A 20,596-nucleotide genomic window follows, 5' to 3' on the forward strand; every position below is an offset into this window, starting at 1 on the left:
CAAAAAATAATATAAGTAAATGAATTTTAAAAAATAACAGACAATTAATCATATAATAAAATCTATATATTTTCAATTTGATATATAAAATCCCATTATTGCTTCTACAATCAAATTAAAATGGTTCAATTCGAAGAAAGGTACTCTTGGGTGTCTTTTCTTTATTTGAAACACATTCTGCCAAAATATTTGTATCTTTGTTGGTTTACGACTCACATAAACTAACAAACTTCGTATATATAATTTGTTATCCTAAATGGGTTGACAATACGAACAGCTATAGGAGGATTTTGTGAATGGTAAAAAAGACTTGTGTAAGTATTATTACTGGAATTCTTTTAATATGCTCAACAGGTTGTTCCACTCAAACTGATTCCATCACAGCTCAAACTCAATCAATAGATGGCACATATACAACAGAAGATATCATAAGCGTATTTCCTGTAGGGACACCCCTAACTACTTATATTCGAAAAGAAGAAAAACTGAACGTAAAACATCTCACCAGTATTACGCTTACAGATGGTGGCGTTGGTAAAGTCCTGGAAGCAACAGATGGGTTTGTTATTGTATGCAGCAATGAAAAAGGAGTTTTTGATGTGTTAATATTTAAGACTATGGAAGATGTAGAGAAATATGAACAAAGTTTGGCGCTATAATTAATACACTTCCAGCCTCCTCATATACACCGTATCTATTCTAGATTACTTAACTTAAACAAGCTCACCAATATAAAATAGCCCACCTACTCCCGTAGATGGGCTATATCTTTATTTTACAATACCAAAATATCTCTCTTTTCTTGTTAACTTTATGCAATTATACATATTCAAAAAAAATTACACTATAAAAATATTACATGTAGTAAAATATAAGTTGTGGATACATTCTATAAAGCAGATTCTTTTGAAAGACGTAACATTTTAGCAATTATAAAAGATGTCGCGTCACTCTAATATTGATCTCAAATCTCTTGTATTTTGTGAACTAACAATCTGGTATATATAGACGATTCTGTTTTATAGGATGTGTTTACACGTATAACAAAGGGATAATACGGATAAGTTTATACTAAATGAACGTGGTTCAATTCGGAGAAAAGACACTCATTTTAGAGTGTCTTTTCTTTATATACATTATTAAAATTGAATTTCTTCTACAGCTCCCTCTAATTGAATAATAACTATGCCTCAATTTCATCCTGATATTACAAGAAAAGAACGGAGATATTTCATCCTAGCTCTTATTTAGCAATATCAACTTATTGTATATATTCCCCAATCATTATTGTACTTCATTGGCTACAAAGAAATGCTCACATACGCTTGAAATACGTTTTAAATCCACATTGCCACCTGAAATAACCGCTACTACTTTTTTCCCCTTTACGTATTTATCAACTTTCCCTGCTAGAAGAGCGGCTGTGGCTAATGCTCCCGCACCTTCTACAACAGCTTTTCCGCGTTGCAGTAAATCTTTCATCGCTACTTCTAATTCTTCTTCCGATACAGTTACAATGTCATCTACTAGTTTTTTTACAATTTCAAAGGTTAAATTTCCTGGTATTTTAACTGCACAACCATCTGCAATTGTTGGGGCTTTATAATGTGATACAATTTCTCCAGCATCGTAAGAAGCTTTCATACCGTGTACGTTTTCAGCTTGAACTCCAATAATATTAATGGAAGGATTAAATGATTTCAGTGCAACAGCGATCCCTGAAATAATACCTCCCCCACCAATAGGTACAATGACAGTATCAACATCCCACATGTCATCCAGAATATCTAAACCAATTGTCCCTTGGCCAGCCATTACTTCTACATCATCATATGGATGTAGGTATGTTTCTCCTGTTTCTTTTATAATCTCTTCACATTTCGCTTTTGCATCATCAAATGTATCACCGTATAAAATAACTTCAGAACCATATCCTCTAGTCGCATCCACTTTAGCTTGCGGCGCGGAAGTTGGCATCACAATTTTGCTTTTGATTTTAAGTAAATGAGAAGATAATGCAACACCTTGTGCATGATTCCCAGCTGAACAAGCGATTACACCACGTTCTTTTTCTTCATTTGTTAGTTGGGAAATTTTATTAAATGCACCACGAAACTTGAATGAACCTGTTAACTGCATATTTTCTAACTTCAAATAAATTTCTCCACCGGTTTTACTGGTTAAATAGAAAGATTTAACCAAAGGTGTTTTTCTAGCATTTCCATCCAAAATTTTTTGTGCTTTTTTTATATTCCCAATGTTGAGTGGTAAAATTGCATTACTCATAATAACACTTCTTTCAATGGCTTATAATCTAATTCTAGTGTTGTTCCTAAGTTCTCATAAGTTATCGTACCCTTATAAATATTTATACCAGTTGCCAAAACTGGTTTATGTTGAATTGCATTTTCTAATCCATCTTTAGCTATCGCTAGTAAGTATTCAATATTCCCCTTAGCCAATGCCATAGTAGAAGTACGTGGGGTAGCACCAGGCATATTGGGTACTGCATAATGAATTACATCATGTTTAATAAATACAGGATCATCGTGGGTTGTATAATGATCGACCGTCTCGATCGTACCACCTTGATCTATTGCAATATCCACAATAACACTTCCAGGCTTCATGGATTGTACCATATATTCTTTTACAATTTTCGGAGGTTTAGATCCTGGTATTAAGATTGTTGAAATAAATAAGTCTGCTATTTGTATATGTTTTTCTAAGTTTTGAGTATTAGATTCAATAACTTCAACAGGATCATTTATATATCTCTCTTTTAAATATGTTATCTGTGTTTGGTTCAGTTCTAAGATAGTTACACTACACCCAATTCCAATTGCCATATCACATGCATTAATCGCAGCATTTCCTCCACCTAAAATGACTACATTTCCGGCAGGGATTCCCTCAATACCTGATAATAAAATCCCTTCTCCTTGATGTTGTTTTTCTAAATAATATGCTCCCATAAATACGGCGCGACGGCCAGCAATTGCACTCATTGGCTTTAATAATGACAAAACACCATCTTCGCTAATTGTTTCTCCTGCAATTGCAGTAGTACCAGCATTTCTCATTGCTTCTACACACTCTTTCGATGCAGCTAAATGTAAAAACCCCCAGATTATAAGATCTTTTTTAAAGTAACGATATTCTTCAGGTAATGGTTCTTTTACTTTAACTACCATGTCGACTTCCCAGGCTTCTCCTTGTGCTACTAAATTTGCACCTGCACTTGTATATTCATCATTTGTATATCCAGATCCAATACCGGCATCTTTTTCTACTAAGACTTGGTGTCCTTCTTCAACCAATTTTCGAGCATTCTCAGGAGTCATGCCTACACGTGCTTCTCCTTTTTTTATCTCTTTTACTACTCCAATTTTCATTTCTAACACATCCTTTTATACAAGATATAGTAACTACAATTGAAAATAAGTAATAATTTAACAAACTTATTATATCCATTTATATTATTTTTATCGCCAAATTCCCTTTAAAGAAAAAAGCCCTGGTTAGGGAGCCTTATTTTGCTTTTACAGTAAGGTTATCTAAGAAATTGCCAATTGAAGAAGCTTGAAAAATACGTAGATTAAAAGATCTAATATCATAATGCTTTTCAGTAATTATAAGTATTGATGGAAAGAATTTAGATTCTTTTGGCTGCCAAGATTCGTTATGCCAATTCTGACTCTGGAAGTACAACTCATACCTATTTATTTTATCTTGCATAACTTTTTTACTGTAAACTGAATTCTGAACTTCAATGAAGAATGGAGATCTACGCCAAATTGTAAATGCATCAGGTTCCATGAAATCTTTACCGTACTTTGGCTCCACTTTAAACAGTTTCGGTTTTTCATAATGGATAAGCTGTTTATACACGTCTACTATACCGAGGAAGTGGAGAATTTTTTGGCTAGTTTTGCGAAGTGTGCTGGGTTGAGGGAAGTAGATGTATGGCTGCTGCGAGATATTGGCATCCACATGACCATCTCTTCTTAATCGTTTCATCACCGTATTACAGCAAGTCACTGCGTTCTTTAATCCTTGAAAGTGCAAATCAACAATATCATCACGTGACATACATCTAAAACGTTTCAGATTGCTAAGTATCTCTTTGTCTCTACTCATCATAATTCAACACCCCGAATAATTGATTTTCTTCTTTAGTTGAATTTTGAACTTTTATATGCTCTTTTAGAACACGATAAGGTTCAACTATCTTCTTAGCTTTACTTAATTCTAAATAAGGAGCTTGCACTTTCTTTAATCCATTTAACTTTAATATCATTTGACCCGATTGTTCTAACTGTTCTGATCCAGATGTACCCATGATGTTACTGTTAATTACGCTATCACATTTAAATCCCATTCTAACTGTCATATTGAGCTTTAACTTACCATCCAATACCTTTGCGTCGGGTCTCTGCATACTGAGCAACAGAAAGACTCCGAGTGCCCTGCCGACTGCTGATATTTTTTCGACTATAGACATGCATTCTTTTTCATCTTGCAACATGGCAACTTCATCTATGGCGAGTATGATATATGGTTTCTGATTGTCAGTGTTCAATTTGTTATATTCATCGATATGATCCACTTCATATTCTTCCATCAGCTTTCTACGTTCGCGTATTTGCTTCCACACTTTCTGTAGCATGATCTTCATTTCAATTTCTTCCATGCAAACCTCTTTTACGTGTTTCACTCTTCGCAAGAAATGAAATTCGGAATTCTTCAGGTCGCCTAGGTACAAATGCAATTTATCAGAGGACATATGCTGAACGAATGTAGTTAGCACAACACGTACCATACTACTTTTCCCGCTCCCTGTTTCTCCTGCGATTAGAAGATGCGGTGTATTCGAATCTACCAAGTCATACGTAATCATGTTTCCGAATTGGTCTCGGCCTACCACAACAGGAAGACGATGCTCTTTTAGTAACGGCTGCCATTTTTTATAACTGTAATTATATGTTTGTAATCCTGCATCCGAATGAAACACATTTAGTACAAACCGTTTAATATCACCTTCAATTGCTACATTGCGTCCTAATACTTGTTGAAAGCAAAACCATTTCTTTTCGATAATCTTCGGATCCAATCCATTTGGAATGGTAAATATATATCGAACTTTTTCTTTCGAAGAAGCAATGTCATGTATCTTCGGATAAATGGGTACTTTCCCACCCCGTGTTTGATGGTCTACATATAAACCCGCTTTTCTAAATACCTCTATAAGTTGATTCCTCAAACTTTGTTTATGAATCCATTCTTTGATAAGTCCCATGTAACACCTCCTAGAACATGATTAAGATCTTGACAAATACATAGCCAATGAAACAAACTCCACATATTCTCATTCCATGATACATTCCATCACTTAAAAGTTTAGCTGCTGCAACGTGATCATTTTTTACAAGATGCTTTTCTAGCAGCACCCCTCCGATTGTCGTTACTCCTAAAACTCCTAAAGAGATAAATGTAGTTAACATATAAATCTCCCCTTTATAAACAGAATTTTGAATGCTGATTAAATACAGGTTTATAGGCCAAATACCTTTGTAGCATTACTTTGATAGCTACTTTGATAACAGGTTTGATAGTTACTTTGGTAGCGACCTTGATAAAGCATATTGCTGATGGCTTGGACAATATGCCAAATCTTTTGTGCAATTGCGTATAGTTTTTTGCGTTTTGGACAATGATGGTTAAAAAAGATTATGGAGGAGATTCGCGTGTGGGGTAGAGGTATTGGGAGACATAAAACAAAGCTAGCCAAATTTATGGCTAGCTACGATTATTCAATTCTAGATTTTTCAAAGGCTAGTAAGGTAAATAGAAATACATTAGGACAACTGTGTAATGACAAGGATTATGTGCCATCACCAAATACAATGCAGAAAATAATGAAGGTAGTTAGAAAACACGATCCACGAAAACGAGTAACTGACTTTTGGCATATATAGGGATATTAATCTCGCTATATACTGTTTTTCCTGCAAACTTTACATTGGCTTCTATAGGCTTTTCCCTGTTTATGAAATTGATCCACATGCAATATTTTTTCGCATTTACTACATATTTTCAGTGCAGATATTTCTTGCGGACTTAAAAATTTATCCGATTTATAATAAAAGCTACCTATCCTGTATACTAAATTTTCTTCGAGTAACTTTAAAGTGTCGTGTTCATGAAGGATATTATAAAAATATCGTTCAAAAGATTTATTTTTTTACAACATCTATTTTGAAAAAACCTCTTTATAAAAGAACTGACATTCGCACTTGGTACGAACTAACACTCTGTTGATTAGGGGGGGATCATCTGGATTAAATGCAAAATTTACATTTGAAGAGTTAGTGAGGATAAAAAAGCGTCCAATTAAGGATGATTCTGACTTATCGCTTCAGATATACATTGCTTTATGATAGTTTGATAACTTTTGTTCATTGCTATGTACCTGTTTCTGGATAGGTTGAGTTACACAAAATGACCTGTGTGTTACATGAAGCTCGTTATCTCTTTCTCCGTATGAGCCTTTAATTTATTTTTGGTAGTGGAGAATTGTTTTCTTCAATTAAATCATTAATAAATTTGTCTAGTACACTTCCTGCTGCTTCTCGCATTTGGTTTGGTGTTGAATTACTAAACACCTTTTCTACCTCCCTGAGTAGTTGCCTTAAAGAATGATTGTTCTCGCTATTTTCTAGGAATTCCTCACCCAAACCTTGAACAAATGTGCTAATAACAATTACCTTTTCCAATTTAGTTAGTTCCATCTCTATTCCTCCTAATCAAATCATCATTCTCATCAAGCATGATATTTTCACTACTTAATAAAGAGTTACCAAACGCCTTTGTGTAATAACAGCGTAGACTTTCATGAATCAATGTGGTATCTCAGCTGTATATATTCTGTGGTCTACAATCAATGGTATGGTTTCCATTATTCCCCTTCTGTTCTTTATCATAAATATGTGAGATGTCATTAAGAAAAACTACAGAACCTCATTACAAATTTACTCATAAAAACCGAATTGCAATCTTTGATTTATTCCTATTTCATGAAACATTTACTATCTTAATATAGTCTTTATTCTAGAGCACCCTAATCTTCAATGGTTCTCTTTTAAATTTAAATAACCCCTATCTATTTTGGACAAATTTACCAGCTGAATTAGCAGAAACTTTGTGTTATTCTGAACTTGTTGGATATCCCAATACATTCAACAATGCTCAAAATTGCATATTTATTATGCAACCATCCATCCAGATACCTTAGCTAATACTTCTCCCTAATTGTCGCTATTGCTAAGGTATCTTTTTAGATGTCCTGTGTGCAGGGCTTTTTATCTCAGTGATAAAACTATTTTCCCCATCATGTTATCAATATTTTTATTACATTTTCTTAACAAAATTCAATTCCGTATTTTTACTTTATATATTGATTTTAAGTTTTCAAGTTTTGTCCTTACCATTTTGAAATCTTATTCTAAAATCTAAACATATTTTTGCGACCACTAAAATAATATATAAAGTTTCAATAACTAACTTTTATTTCATATAAAATGGTTGCCATAAAGATAAGGCAAATATCCAAGTAGGATCTCCATTTCCTTGATAGCTTTGAACCGCTTCATAAAATTTCCCTTGATATTCTACTTTGTCCCCTTTTGTATATGCCTTTTTCGGATCCCATTTTTCATAAGTTACATTTTGACTCTTTGTTGTTACTGTAAGGATGTTGCTTTGAGCCGAGATATTTCCAGCCGCATCTACAGCCTTTACAGTATATTTATATTCTTTATTAGCTGTAAGATTTTGATCAGTAAACATTGTCCCTTGTACAGTTTGAATCAATTGTCCATCGCGTAACACCTGATATCCCTTTACACCCACATTGTCTGTAGAAGGATTCCATTTTAGCTCTACACTGTCTGATGCAACATTGCTTGCATATAATCCTTGTGGCTGTGTTGGAGATTCTGTGTCCGGTTTCGGATTAACAATTTGATTTACTTTCTTCAGGCCATCCTTTGTAACTTCATATATTACTTTTTTATCAAAGCTTTCGCGTTTATTATTATCCAGATTTGTTAATGTTGCTCTCTCTCCACCTTCTAGGTGTGTAAGTTCAATAAAATTGCCCACTTTTACTGGGACTGTTTTTGTTTCAGCATTTTGTCGGTTATTCCCATAAATCTCTTTGTTATATACCACTTTACCTGATGTATCCTGTACTTTAATACTTGCATACGTACTATCAAAATAATTGTGTGGTGTCCCTGCTATTAAATTAACTTGCAATTCTTCTGTTGACTTATTTAAATTGACTTTTGCAAATTCAAAATCTCCTATACCTTTCATCGACCATGCAAACTTATCCCCTTCTAAAATGTTTGGAGATTCATTTTTGATTTGTACCTTTTTCTCAACAATTTGATCAAATATATCCGTTAATACAATTTTTGCATACGCATTTTCTGGTAATGATATAGATTGACTGATTCCATTTTGATAAGATTTAATATCATCAATTATGTTAATAGGTTGGCCCGTCATATTTTCATTATTATAAATTTCAATTTTTCCATTAAATTGAGGTGTACTACTCTCTTTTAATTGCCAAGATATATTTAATTTTTCATTTTCATAATACATAGACTTTATATCATAATCTAGTTTTCCTATTTCAGGTTGGCTAGGTTGATTTAACGTGAATGTTTTTCCTGTACCAATAGTTGATTGAGAGTTCCCACCAGCCTTAAACCAAAGATATTCTGAAGTAGCTCCCCCATCCCAATTATTATTTAATGGCTCTTGCCCATCTATTGATTGAGTATTCCAAGATACCCATTTTTTATCTGAGATATTTCTTCCATATCCATTTTTTACGCGTGCCTCTCTTACATCTTGTCCATTACCAGCCCAATCTTCTTGAAACAACGTTTGTCCGTAGTTGAATGTAACGTTTGGAACTGGAAAGTCCATAATCCCAATAAGCTTCCATTGATTTTTTGAAATATCTTTTAACCACTGTCCAAATTTTGTGTGTCCATTCTCTTGCCAAGAACGCATTGTCATGCGATACCAATTATAATTCTTCCAATCATATGTCGTCTGAATTTTAAGACCCGTTCCCTCTCCGCCAAAATTACTTGCAACTGATGTAGGGGATACATATTCTGCTTTTATTGCTTCCTTAGAGGAAATTGGATCCCAAACTGCAAAGTGTAAAGTACGCTTTCCATTTTCGTCAAAACCGCTTTGTTGTTGAAATCCAGCATACCCACCAGCTTCTCCTCCCTGGTTCCAGTTATGTACAGCCCAATATGTATAAGGTGCTGTTTGAACAGGGGACCAGTCTATACTAATAATATCTGAGGAAACACTATTTTTAGGTGTAACATAAACTCCTGGAGCGTTCGTATGAGACGCCGCCTCTATGCTAGAAATAGATGATCCAAACATTGAAAACATTGTGCTAGCAGCTGTAATTGTTAGGATTTTTTTGACGCCTTTTCTTGTTCTTTGACTGAACATAATTTTTCCTCTCCTCCTTCATTAGTAATAACCTTTTAAAATAATAACTCTGCATATTAAATTAAACAAATTTCTTGAAAATATAACACTCTCTAAATAAAACGAATATGTTTAATGTTATTATCACTGTTATTCAATAAGCAATTGTAGTATTTCATTATAATTTTAAGTTATATATCGCTGGATTTATCCTAATAACAACAGAAAGATTCATAAAAATAAAGATATTTCAGAACTTTTCAAGCACTTATTAATTAAAAACCCCCATTTTTTACAAATGAGGGCATAATGAGTTAAAAATCTTATAGTGTACTTTCTACATCTTACTTGTCTACAAAATATTGAATTTATTTTTAAGTATTTGATGATATTGTTTCTCTGTTATTTCTTTTTTAGTTTTCTTTCCATGCCGGGTTTCTGTAAAACTTTGCTTAGTAAGTGCAATATGCCCGTGTTCAATTAATTTACAAATAATATTCCCCTTATTTACTGGCGATTCTGGATGCTCTATAACCATGTTTTGTATAGCATGTACTTTCTTTTCATTAATTGCATTTAAATAAAAAGCATAGCCGGTAGACCAGGTATCTGTAAGATCCGAATCAAAAAAATGCGAAGTTTCTCCATTTTTTCCTTTTTTCATTTCAAACACATGGGTTCCTTTCTCCGTATTTTGTTTACGAACACGATATTCACCCGTTACAGAAGTCACGCTGGCACCATTAAAAGGAACAGGGTATAAAGGAAGATAGGATGCGAAACCCGCATCTATTATATAGTTCTCATTTTTGTGTTGTAAAACGATAAGTGCGTGGCCATCATCAGGGCTCCACTTTCTTGTTTTCGAATCATAAAGAGTCCCAGCTATTCGATACACATTAAATCCACAATCACACAAAAAATAATATAATAAAGAATTAATTTCATAACATAATCCGCCACGATTCTTTAAAAGCAGCTTTTCTTCAATATTTTCTCTAGAAAATTCTTTCATATTTCCTTCCATAATGTCTATGTTTTCATAAGGTAATAAGTGCCCCATCTGTAAAAGAATTGTATGTAAATCTTCAAATTTCACATTTTCTCTTGGTGGAATTTTTAATTTTGAGAAAAAATTTATTTGTAATTCAGTTAACATTATATATCTCCTCCATTTACAGAAATAATATATATATACCTATATATTAAGACTATTAATTATATTTGGCGTACAGCTTGATTAATACATTTCAGAAGAGTGTGTAGCAATAAACATTAGCGGACATTAAGGAGAAAGTGCTCAAAAATTCCATAAATATTTTTTCAAATGTATATTTTTGATATTTTGGTATCTTTACAAATCCCCAAAGCTAAATTGAAAAAAATTTTAAATGTAATGTCTAAAAGTGTACATTGTGACAAATCAAAAAATAAAGACTTTTAGACGCAGTTATTATTCAGATTAATAATCTATATAGCCTTTAATCCTTCTACTTATACATATAATACTCTTTATATCGTTCAAACTTCGATTTTTTTGTTTTTGCTGGTATTATGGGTGACCTTAATGTTTTAGAGGATGCTGCTTGCTTTGGCATTTCTAATACTCCACGTTTCTTCAGCTCTCTATACAAACTACTCACTTTGCATCCTACTATTTTCGCAATATCTGGATATTCAGTCCCTTGATTAAATAATTGAACTGCTTGTTTACATCTTTCATCCCATTTTTCTTCTGTCGTTCGATTTTTAACTGATTTTTTGTCTTGCTTGATACACTCTCTTTCTATATTACATTGCTCGGCATTATACTGTTCTGCGTCCGCTTGACGTTTACAATTCTCCTCCCCCTGTAAGCGTATCATTTGTTCTTTTTTCGCAAGCGTTTTCATTTTTCATTCACCTCATTTTGTTTGATAAATTCTCGCATCCTACTGCGTTATCTGCAATTCCTACTAGTTTTTCAGATAATTCTTATAAGAAGGCCATTAATACTTCTATTTCTTATCCTTCTTTCACAACTTTTAATTAATTATTTACAATCCACATTGATTTAGTTGTTTACTCAAACTACTTACGTAACATCCAAATTGGTAAAGATTTTTTATATGTAAATATCCATTCCTTCTGGATGGCAAATGAAACAAAAATTTCTTTAGATCTTTATTAGTGATAAGGTTTAAAGAACAATCCACCTTGGTTATAGTTTTACATAATTGTAAACTATAGTAAATTGATATTATTAATATTGAATATTCTTAATATTAATCCCGTTTATACACATCAACAAACAAAACATTAATATTAATTTCAACCAGTTTTTGTAAACATACTAAATTATCACCTTTTTAATGGATTTACACTCCTTAAATTTATATATTATATTTTTATAGTCTTAATACCTTTTTGTATTTAATATTTCTTTTACGAATACAGGTAATCTATCAAATATAGTGAATCTGAATAAGGGATTTGAATTTTACACATCCTCTTTAATTTCTATCATTACTAATTTGAAAAATATATAAGTAACTAACTATTTATTATAGTTACATTTTTTCACAGCGCATCCTTACTTGAATAAATATTCTGTTCTTATAGGTCTATAAACCCTCTTTTCTTTAATGCTTTTACGTTATCTGAGTCTTCTAATGTAAATGTATTATTTATTTCTCTCGTATTCAATCTCCCTTGAATCTGTTGGTATAAGGTTTCTCTAGAAATATAGTCTAGGATATATAGGATTTTTGTGTACGAAAGAAAGTATTGTAATCTCAACCCAAAACCATTTATTTAGCTATTTTAGGTTTCTAAATTTGTATTGATAATTCTTAGCTTTAGAAGTATCATATACATATTCAAACATTTGAAGATGTATATGATACTTCTGAAATGTTAAATGCAAATAAATACTAGAGGTGTTTTAATGGGGACTGAAATGCAACAATTTAAAGCAGATTTCTTTAAAGCTTTATCGCATCCTTTACGAATAGGGATTTTGGAAGTTCTATCAGAAGGTGAAAAAAGTGTAAATGAAATTCAAAGTATTCTTAAAAAAGAAGGTTCTGCAGTTTCTCAACAATTAAGTGTATTACGCGCGAAAAATATTGTTGTTGGCACTAAAGATGGAAAACGAGTATTATACTCCCTTCGAGATCCTATGATTATGAATTTATTGGTGGTTGCGAGGAAAATTTTTAACAATCATTTAATTGATACAATTTCTATGTTAGAAGAGCTAGATGAAGTAGAAAGTGAAATGATAAAGGAGGAATAAATTGAGCATTGAGGCTAAAAGAGAAGATATCATCCAGCATGGAATTGAGATATTTCACTCTATAGGAGCTCATCGTGTTTGTAATGTTTGCATTAAAAGTGGGTATTCTTGCTGCGTTTCATGTCAACATTTACAAGATGGAATTGGATGTCAAAAAAGGAACACAGCTTGTACAGCATGGTTATGTGGCATTCAAAACTTTTTGTTTGATCAATTAGGATTATTAGAAGAATGGAATCGTTTTTGGACTGATATTCCAGGACAGATGTTTCGTAGAGATATTACTCCAGATAAAGTAACAGTCACATCGTTTATTGATACGAAGAAACTAGATAGTCGGGCTGGAGAACTTCTAGCGGAAAGATTACAATTCCATGTACAACAAGGTGGAGATATAGGGAAATTAGAACGTCATTTAAGCAAAACTTATAATAAGTATTAGGATGTCGTTCTATTTTATGAAAATAAAAATCTCCTGTACAAGCGAATGAGAAACACATTTTTAATCCGGATTTATTAAAAATAGAAAAGAAGGGTTTGTAATGAGAGGTTTATTTACGGGAAGATTTGAAGGATATTCATTAGGGCATTTACAAAAAGATCTTCTTTCAGGAATGATTGTTGGAGTTGTTGCAATTCCTCTTGCTATGTCTTTTGCTATAGCTTCTGGTGTAAAACCAGAGTATGGGATTTATACAACATGTATTGCTGGGATACTCATTTCTCTATTTGGTGGTTCAAGGTATCAAATTGGAGGGCCTACAGGTGCTTTTGTTCCAATTCTTTTAGGAATTGTCATTACCTATGGGTATGAAGATTTACTACTTGCTGGTTTAATAGCTGGAATTATCTTATGTCTTATGGGAATTTTCAAATTAGGTTCGCTAATTAAGTTCATCCCTCGTCCTGTAACAATTGGTTTTACGTCTGGTATTGCTGTTATTATATTCACTGGACAAATTGCTAGTTTTTTAGGTTTAACTGGTATTAAAAAACACGAAGAATTTATAGCAAACCTGAAAGAAATTTTTACTCATATCAGTACCACTAATTTTTATAGTGTAGTAACTGCTTTGATTTGCTTTTTCGTTATACTCGTAACACCAAAAATTTCGCCAAAAGTACCTGGTTCATTAGTAGGTGTTGTGATTTCAACTGTAATTGCAACTATATTTTTCTCAGGTCATGTGCCTACTATTGGTACAGCATATGGTACGATTCCAAATACACTACCTCAGTTTGATATACCAGAGATTACAATAGAGCGTATCCAACATTTAATTGGCCCTGCATTTGTTATTGCTATGTTGGGTGGTATTGAGTCTCTTTTATCTGCTGTCGTCGCGGATGGTATGACAAATAGTAAACACAGCAGTAATAAAGAACTTATTGGGCAAGGAATTGCTAATATTGTTACCCCGTTATTTGGAGGAATTCCTGCAACTGGAGCGATTGCTCGAACAGCAACGAATATTAAAAGTGGCGCTGTTTCACCTATGTCCGGTGTGATTCACGGATTTTTTGTGTTATTTACACTTCTACTGCTAGCTCCATACGCTTCGCACATCCCACTTGCTAGTATGGCTCCAATTTTAATGGTTGTAGCATGGAACATGAGTGAGCAGAAGCATTTTGCTCATATACTTAAAATGAAGACAGGGGATTCTCTTGTATTATTGGTAACATTTTTTCTCACTGTATTTACCAGTTTGACAACAGCTGTGGAAATCGGTCTTATTTTAGCTATTATTTTATTTACAAAACGTATGAGTAATATGCTTGTCATGTCAAAAGTTCTTCCTGATCATACAACAAGGAATGAAAAATTATTACCGCATGTGGTAAATAAAGCTCATGATTGCCCGCAAATTAGTATTTATACAATAGAAGGGCCATTATTCTTTGGAGCTGCGCAAACATTTGAACAAAACATTTTAGCGACGATTCATTATAAACCCAAAATTCTAATCTTACGTATGGGCAAGGTTCCTTTTATTGATACAACTGGCGAAGCCTACTTTAGGAATATTGTCCAACATTTTAAAAACCAAGGTGGCGTACTTCTCATTTCAGGGACTCAATCAGAGTTAAAAACAACACTGATTAAAAATGGATTATACGCTGAGATTGGAAAAGAGAACTTTTTTGCTCATACAGGAGAAGCTATTAACTGTGCTTTAAGACATTTGAATACAGCAAAATGTGTAGGATGTAAACATTTTGCTTTTCATGAATGTGCCAAGCTCTCCCAGCAATGCCAGGATATTAATACAATAAAAAATAAATCAAATGCATTAGAATTTTAAAAAATATATTTCATATACCAAGTTTACTGGTTTTAATTTACTCTTTTAGATATTTTGTTAAAAAGTAGAAAAGGAGAATGTTTAATTTGGAGAATGCGAAGAAGATTTTTGTAAAATTTGAACAAGAAGGATTTTCATACATTCAACAAACAATCATTAAACAGCAAGAAGAGAATATATTCCTTACATTTCAATGCAAAAAAAATTGTACAAATAGTGCCCTTTCAATAGATGATAAAAAGAATTACGAAAAAGGTATATCGTTTTTTTCTCATGCTTCTGGTGGTGTAATTATATGGGGAATAGTTTCAAATAAAAATAAAAATGGTGTTCACATAGCTAAAAAAATCCAACCTATCTCTAATGGAAAAGAATTTTTTAGTAATCTAAATGATTTATTATTTAAAAATCCCAACACTACAAACCAGAATGTTAAAAATATATATATTCCTTTTCCTAAAGAAGAAAACCGTGGATTTGTAATCACCTACGTCCCAAAGAAAGACTATCTGTTAAAACTTAATGACTACTATACAAAGACCAGAGATAACTTTGCAATGATGATGGGACAGATTCTTTTAAATGATATGTTAGAAAATAGAAAACCATTAAGGGAATCAATATAAATCATGTATATAGAGGAGTAGAAATAATGTCTGAATTTAAAAATCAAGTTTTAAATGTGCTAGAAGAAGTATGTGAAAATGATATTGTACAAGATAACCTAGATGTACAATTATTTGAAGAAGGAATTCTAGATTCTTTTGCTACAGTATCTTTATTAGTAGAGTTTCAAGAACGTTTAAACATTGAAGTATCCATTTCAGACTTTGATCGTGATGAATGGGCAACACCAAATATGATTATTGCGAAATTGAAAGATATGCGATAAAAGTTGGTTCTTAAAACATTTATAAGAAGAAAATTTGATAAGGCTAATTACAATGAATAATAACAAGTGGAGGAATTTAAAATATGTCTAACTTACCTAATTGTCCTAAGTGTAATTCAGAGTACACTTACGAAGATGGAAATCTTTTTGTTTGCCCAGAATGTGCCGAAGAGTGGACTTTAGAATCAGAACCTGAACATAGTGAAGATACAAAGATAATTAAAGATGCAATTGGAAATGTTTTAAACGATGGGGATTCTGTTACCGTAATTAAAGATCTTAAAGTAAAAGGAACTTCATCAGTTGTGAAAATTGGTACAAAGGTTAAAAAGATCCGTTTAGTAGATGGGGACCATGACATTGATTGTAAAATTGATGGTTTTGGAGCTATGAAATTAAAATCTGAATTTGTGAAAAAAGTTTAAACGCTGGATGTATACAGCAGTACTAATTTGAGTTAGTTGTTTTAGACCAGTATATATAATTTTACAAGGTAGTAATCAAGTGACTTAATAAAAAGAAAGATCTTACTCAAAATAATATTTTGAATAAGGTCTTTCTCTTTACTTTAAATTTAATTTTGAGATAAATTATTCTCTTTTCATAACAACGATGTATAGCAGACATTACAATATTTAACCTGATTTCCAAGCCTTCAATTCATCAATAAATGCCATTTGACTGTCTGTTTTATTTATGGATTTATAATACAAACAAGAGCACCCTTATAAAAAGGATTCTGTAACAAGAAAGAACGAATATATAATAATAAAAAGAATTTTTTAATTGATTTAGATCGATTAATTCACAATCAAAAATAAGATGGAGGGATTGAAAATGTCAGATTATTCAAGTATTGCTCGGATTGATTTAGTAGAGCGATTTAATTTTATTACAATTGATTTGGAAAATAAAAATTTTTATATTCAAGTCGTAGATGAAACAAGCAATAATGTGCTGTTAGGATTAACTATGGATTTAAAGAAAGGTACAACAAAAGTTGCTGGGAATGGAAGTGTAAAAAAATATACTGATGAAGAAATAGAACACCTACTAATAGGGTTGAAAATAACAGCACAAACTTGTATAGATAATAATTTGTATAATGCTTACGAACTTAGAAAATATCTTGAAAGGTGAACCACCTGCCACTTTACGTCCTAACGGACTGTTTGAAGTGGGGGGCTTCTCGGCTAATCATAACAAAACTTTTGTTCAGATAGTTGCTGGTTCATCATGAATCATAATAATTCTGTGGTTTTACAATAAATAATTTTTTTAATATGCTATTCATTATTGAAGTTGGAAAATGCTTTAACATTGCAATCTTAAAATACTTCATTAAATGATGGTCAGATGAAAAAAATTTCGCAGCTTTGATAGACTTTTGTTGTATTTTTTCAATTTCATATTTTAAATAAGATTCATAGTTATAGAAGGCTTCTTCATAAGAAGGACAATTTATTAATTCTTGAGTCAGCCGGTATGCCCCCAACATAGACTTCCCTCCACCAGTTCCGGACATAAATGTCATAGCATGAGCTGCATCGCCGAGTAATGCTATACGTCCCTCACTCCATTTGTGTAACTGGACAAGGGTCATTTTATCTTGAAAAATAAGATCTACGTTACTTATATTTTCTATTACATCACGTATCCCCCATTGAATGTCTTTGCACAATTCTAATAAGAATTCTTTATTATTTTTATCCTGAAACCTTTCTCGATATTTATTTTTATAAATAAACATTCCCCAAATGTAAGTATCATCCATCCCACAATGAATATAGCATCCTGGTAAAAGAGTCTCTAATGTTTGATTTTTCTTTAATTTCTCAGGAATAAGGACTGGCCTTGGTATAGTAAATACAGAAAAACCTATATCAAGTTGTTTCATATATTCGTCTTTCATTAATAAATTACGTGTTACTGAATGAATCCCATCTGCCCCGATAACTAAATCATAGAATTCCCTCCTTCCATTATGGAAGGTAACCTCTACTCTATCACTATTTTGATGAAATGAACGAATTGTTGTATTAAACTTTATATCAATAGAATTTCGTATAGACTCATAAAGAATCTGATGTAATACAAAACGGTGTATACTTATTGATCCCCCCTGCTGTATATGAAATTTTCTAAAATCGATTTTACGCAGTTCTTGTCCCTCTTTATCAACAAATTCTCTCATTTCTACTGTGACTCCCTGTTGTTTAACCTGTTCTAATAATCCTAACTTATCTAGAACAAATAGCGCATCTCCTCTTAAACTAATTACCGATCCAATCGACCGAAATGAGTGAGCCTTTTCAATAATAGTTGGAGAATAGCCATTAGATAAAAGACAATTTGCTAAAGTTAAACCAGCAATCCCACCACCAGAAATTAAAACTTTCATAAAAACCCTCCTTTTAACATTGATATTGATAATCATTATCACTTATAGATATGATAATAGAAAAAATCGTTTATCACAAGAGGGAACTACATAATAACTAATCTACTTATTTATAAACGGAGGTTCTTCCATAGAACCTTTTGGTGTTGTCAACAACTTTCAGGTTCAATTTATGTTCATACGCGGCTTTTCATACACAAAAAGTATTAATTGAGTTGACGCTGTAATTAATACTTAGCAAAGGAGTTGTAGTGTAATGGCTAGAGACTTTCTTTGTGAGGTAAATCACTGTAAGTACTGGAATTCTGGAAAAAAGTGCAATGCAGATGGTATTTATTAAATGGCATTTTCTGTCTTACTACTTTTGTGGAGGAATAGGAAAAAATATCCTAATAAAAAAAGATAACCCTTATAAAAAGGATTCTGCAACAGGAAAGAACAAATATATAATAATAAAAAGCATTATTTATATTATAATTTAATATTAAAACTAAAATATTGAGAAATTTTAGATTAAATTGAACATTTATGTGTACTTAGCTATAATTAATTAAGAGCTGGAGTAGTACTCTTTAATCTGTCATCTGTTCCTTTTTTAAAGAAGATTGATTTCAATCTTCTTTTTTTGTATTTTTCCTCTTTCCTCAAAAAAAGGAAAAAGAATTACTTAAGAATTTTGGAAATTGCTTGCTTGTAAACTAATTGTTGCTTACCATGAACCATCATAAGAACGGTAATTTTATCCGTTGCAAGGATTTTCCCACGTATGGGAACGCCACTCTTTAAAAATATAGTAATCTCCCCTTTTTTTCTTTTAATTGTTCATACGTATTTTCTTGTAAGTCATCATGCTCGTATTTCTAGTTTTTCGATGATTCGTTCTTACAAACTGTGTGTATTCTCTACGTAACTAACTAGAAATATGATCTTTTTGTTTTTGCCGGAGATATTACCACTTTTTATTTGCCTGAAGGAGTTTACCATTTACTTTTGTACGGTTTTTCATCAACACTCATCCCCATTTACCTTCTAAATGCATATATACAATTATCGTATCACATTTAAATTAAAATGCGGCTCTAAGCACATATTTCGCAAGAAATCTATCAATTATAAAAACTAAATGCTGACTACTAATTAATTACTTTGTTTTTTATTTTACATTTCGGTGCGTGAAATTTTCACCTTTATAAAAATACCCCCAAAGATTTTATACTCATGAGAGCTTTCTATAGGACTCTCGCCTTTTGACTTGATTCTACAGGTTCTTTTTTTCTACATCTTTTTATATGGGGCTCACCACATGCCCATCAACTTAAGGTTTTAAAGTATCTTTAGAAACAAAGATCATCTTTATAAAATAACATCACTATATACTAGTATCGATTAAAAAGGAACCCTCTTGCTTTTGCAAGAGGATCTCACTTTACATTATTTTATTTCGGTATAAAGATAAATAAAAAACTGTCATTTGAATAAAGAAAACACTAAACAAAATATATAAGGGATATCCTGGAATAAATATATTAAAGATAGGAGAAAGAACTAAAAATCCAACTGCGAAAATTAACACATACCAGAGTGAGACAAATGCTGTACGACAAGCTCTTTCAGTAATTAACTTTTCACGTTCGTCTTCTAGGGGAAATAATAGTGGATACATCAAATATGATAGGGCCTTATATTTCTTCTTCTGCATTTTATAAAAAACTGTCATTACAATGCCTATCACTAATAAAAATAAGACTGGTGTGATATTTAACGATACTTCAAACGATACTTTCTTAGCTTCAATAATATTGGCAAGTTCTATAATTCCGTAATAAAGTTCAATGAATACCCAACATGCTAATGCCATAATAAATACATTAATCACATAAGAAATCATCAATCTATTCATAATCTTTTTCCTCCTTATTTAATACAAACACTTCTTCCATCTTCAAATCAAACACATCACAAATTGACAATGCTAGTAATAATGAAGGAACGTAATCCCCTTTTTCAATTGCTGCGATCGTTTGTCTTGTAACTCCAACTTTTTCAGCTAACACACTTTGTGTGAAATTAAAACGAGCTCTAATTTCCTTTACTTTGTTAAAAATAGTCAAGTTCACCACCTCTTACCTTCAATATATACTATACTTAACAAAATGTAAAATCAACTTAACATTCATTCTACTAAA

22 protein-coding genes and 1 pseudogene are annotated in these 20,596 nt (G+C 32.1%); 10 read left to right on the forward strand and 13 right to left on the reverse strand.

The features are described from left to right. The first annotated feature begins 296 nt into the window (after nt 1–296). Entirely contained in the window at nt 297–659 is a 363-nt protein-coding gene (locus tag MHB70_RS29340) for a hypothetical protein (protein WP_061530191.1), read from the forward strand. Between the two features lie 625 nt (nt 660–1,284). Here the strand turns inward: MHB70_RS29340 and tdcB are convergent. The 5 genes from tdcB to MHB70_RS29365 form a co-directional block, all read right to left on the reverse strand. Next, nucleotides 1,285–2,286: a bifunctional threonine ammonia-lyase/L-serine ammonia-lyase TdcB gene (gene tdcB / locus MHB70_RS29345; RefSeq protein ID WP_097859364.1), complete on the reverse strand. Its 1,002-nt coding sequence runs from the start codon at nt 2,284–2,286 to the stop codon at nt 1,285–1,287. Continuing rightward, entirely contained in the window at nt 2,283–3,395 is a 1,113-nt protein-coding gene (gene ald, locus MHB70_RS29350) for an alanine dehydrogenase (protein ID WP_061530215.1), read from the reverse strand. Before ald ends, tdcB begins: the two co-directional genes overlap by 4 nt. A gap of 136 nt (nt 3,396–3,531) precedes the next feature. Then, complete coding sequence (locus MHB70_RS29355; protein ID WP_061530214.1) at nt 3,532–4,143, reverse strand: replication-relaxation family protein; 612 nt, start codon at nt 4,141–4,143, stop codon at nt 3,532–3,534. Continuing rightward, nucleotides 4,133–5,299: an FtsK/SpoIIIE domain-containing protein gene (locus MHB70_RS29360; RefSeq protein ID WP_061530213.1), complete on the reverse strand. Its 1,167-nt coding sequence runs from the start codon at nt 5,297–5,299 to the stop codon at nt 4,133–4,135. The genes MHB70_RS29355 and MHB70_RS29360 overlap by 11 nt, the downstream gene beginning before the upstream one ends. Before the next feature lie 10 nt (nt 5,300–5,309). After that, nucleotides 5,310–5,504 (reverse strand): hypothetical protein, encoded by a 195-nt coding sequence (locus MHB70_RS29365; RefSeq protein WP_061530212.1) that lies wholly within the window; start codon nt 5,502–5,504, stop codon nt 5,310–5,312. Between the two features lie 243 nt (nt 5,505–5,747). Here MHB70_RS29365 and MHB70_RS29370 point away from each other — a divergent pair, with 243 nt between their 5' ends. Then, on the forward strand, nt 5,748–5,978 hold the full coding sequence (locus MHB70_RS29370; RefSeq protein WP_061530211.1) for a helix-turn-helix domain-containing protein: 231 nt from the start codon (nt 5,748–5,750) through the stop codon (nt 5,976–5,978). A gap of 573 nt (nt 5,979–6,551) precedes the next feature. Here MHB70_RS29370 and MHB70_RS29375 read toward each other — a convergent pair. From MHB70_RS29375 to MHB70_RS29390, 4 genes are all read right to left on the reverse strand, one after another. Then, complete coding sequence (locus MHB70_RS29375) at nt 6,552–6,791, reverse strand: hypothetical protein (RefSeq protein ID WP_061530210.1); 240 nt, start codon at nt 6,789–6,791, stop codon at nt 6,552–6,554. Between the two features lie 775 nt (nt 6,792–7,566). Beyond that, complete coding sequence (locus tag MHB70_RS29380; RefSeq protein WP_061530209.1) at nt 7,567–9,555, reverse strand: DUF3472 domain-containing protein; 1,989 nt, start codon at nt 9,553–9,555, stop codon at nt 7,567–7,569. Between the two features lie 331 nt (nt 9,556–9,886). Next, nucleotides 9,887–10,693 carry an arylamine N-acetyltransferase family protein gene (locus MHB70_RS29385; protein WP_061530208.1) on the reverse strand — a complete coding sequence of 269 codons (807 nt, stop codon included), beginning with the start codon at nt 10,691–10,693 and terminating at the stop codon, nt 9,887–9,889. 331 nt (nt 10,694–11,024) lie between these two features. Continuing rightward, entirely contained in the window at nt 11,025–11,426 is a 402-nt protein-coding gene (locus MHB70_RS29390; RefSeq protein WP_061530207.1) for a hypothetical protein, read from the reverse strand. Between the two features lie 1,034 nt (nt 11,427–12,460). Between MHB70_RS29390 and MHB70_RS29395 the strand changes: the two genes are divergently transcribed. From MHB70_RS29395 to dhp61, 7 genes are all read left to right on the forward strand, one after another. Beyond that, nucleotides 12,461–12,811, forward strand: a complete 351-nt coding sequence (locus MHB70_RS29395; protein WP_061530206.1) for an ArsR/SmtB family transcription factor — start codon at nt 12,461–12,463, stop codon at nt 12,809–12,811. 1 nt (nt 12,812) lies between these two features. Next, on the forward strand, nt 12,813–13,253 hold the full coding sequence (locus MHB70_RS29400; protein ID WP_061530205.1) for a hypothetical protein: 441 nt from the start codon (nt 12,813–12,815) through the stop codon (nt 13,251–13,253). A 100-nt stretch (nt 13,254–13,353) separates the two neighbouring features. Beyond that, nucleotides 13,354–15,117, forward strand: coding sequence for a SulP family inorganic anion transporter (locus MHB70_RS29405; protein ID WP_061530204.1), 1,764 nt, complete (start codon nt 13,354–13,356; stop codon nt 15,115–15,117). Nucleotides 15,118–15,203: 86 nt separating this feature from the next. After that, nucleotides 15,204–15,743 (forward strand): hypothetical protein, encoded by a 540-nt coding sequence (locus MHB70_RS29410; protein ID WP_061530203.1) that lies wholly within the window; start codon nt 15,204–15,206, stop codon nt 15,741–15,743. A 26-nt stretch (nt 15,744–15,769) separates the two neighbouring features. Beyond that, on the forward strand, nt 15,770–16,009 hold the full coding sequence (dltC, locus tag MHB70_RS29415) for a D-alanine--poly(phosphoribitol) ligase subunit DltC (RefSeq protein ID WP_061530202.1): 240 nt from the start codon (nt 15,770–15,772) through the stop codon (nt 16,007–16,009). 83 nt (nt 16,010–16,092) lie between these two features. Further along, the gene (locus MHB70_RS29420) at nt 16,093–16,434 is read left to right on the forward strand and encodes a zinc ribbon domain-containing protein YjdM (RefSeq protein ID WP_061530201.1); all 342 of its coding nucleotides are present in this window, start codon (nt 16,093–16,095) and stop codon (nt 16,432–16,434) included. A 412-nt stretch (nt 16,435–16,846) separates the two neighbouring features. Then, nucleotides 16,847–17,149, forward strand: a complete 303-nt coding sequence (gene dhp61, locus MHB70_RS29425; protein ID WP_061530200.1) for a protein Dhp61 — start codon at nt 16,847–16,849, stop codon at nt 17,147–17,149. Between the two features lie 94 nt (nt 17,150–17,243). Here dhp61 and MHB70_RS29430 read toward each other — a convergent pair whose 3' ends face one another. Then, nucleotides 17,244–18,410, reverse strand: coding sequence for an FAD-dependent monooxygenase (locus tag MHB70_RS29430; protein ID WP_061530199.1), 1,167 nt, complete (start codon nt 18,408–18,410; stop codon nt 17,244–17,246). Nucleotides 18,411–18,666: 256 nt separating this feature from the next. Between MHB70_RS29430 and MHB70_RS29435 the strand changes: the two genes are divergently transcribed. Then, nucleotides 18,667–18,750, forward strand: a complete 84-nt coding sequence (locus MHB70_RS29435) for a DUF1540 domain-containing protein (protein ID WP_080451875.1) — start codon at nt 18,667–18,669, stop codon at nt 18,748–18,750. Nucleotides 18,751–19,073: 323 nt separating this feature from the next. Here the strand turns inward: MHB70_RS29435 and hfq are convergent. The 3 genes and pseudogenes from hfq to MHB70_RS29450 all read right to left on the reverse strand — a co-directional run. Further along, nucleotides 19,074–19,255 (reverse strand): annotated as a pseudogene (hfq, locus tag MHB70_RS29440) (RNA chaperone Hfq); the annotation flags it as partial. A gap of 581 nt (nt 19,256–19,836) precedes the next feature. Next, a complete protein-coding gene (locus tag MHB70_RS29445; RefSeq protein ID WP_061530198.1) occupies nt 19,837–20,310 on the reverse strand; it encodes a hypothetical protein in 474 nt (157 codons plus the stop codon). After that, nucleotides 20,303–20,521 carry a helix-turn-helix transcriptional regulator gene (locus MHB70_RS29450; protein WP_061530197.1) on the reverse strand — a complete coding sequence of 73 codons (219 nt, stop codon included), beginning with the start codon at nt 20,519–20,521 and terminating at the stop codon, nt 20,303–20,305. The genes MHB70_RS29445 and MHB70_RS29450 overlap by 8 nt, the downstream gene beginning before the upstream one ends. Between the last annotated feature and the right edge of the window lie 75 nt (nt 20,522–20,596).

This window comes from Bacillus sp. FSL M7-1020 (genome assembly GCF_038050415.1).
Lineage (GTDB): Bacteria > Bacillota > Bacilli > Bacillales > Bacillaceae_G > Bacillus_A > Bacillus_A toyonensis.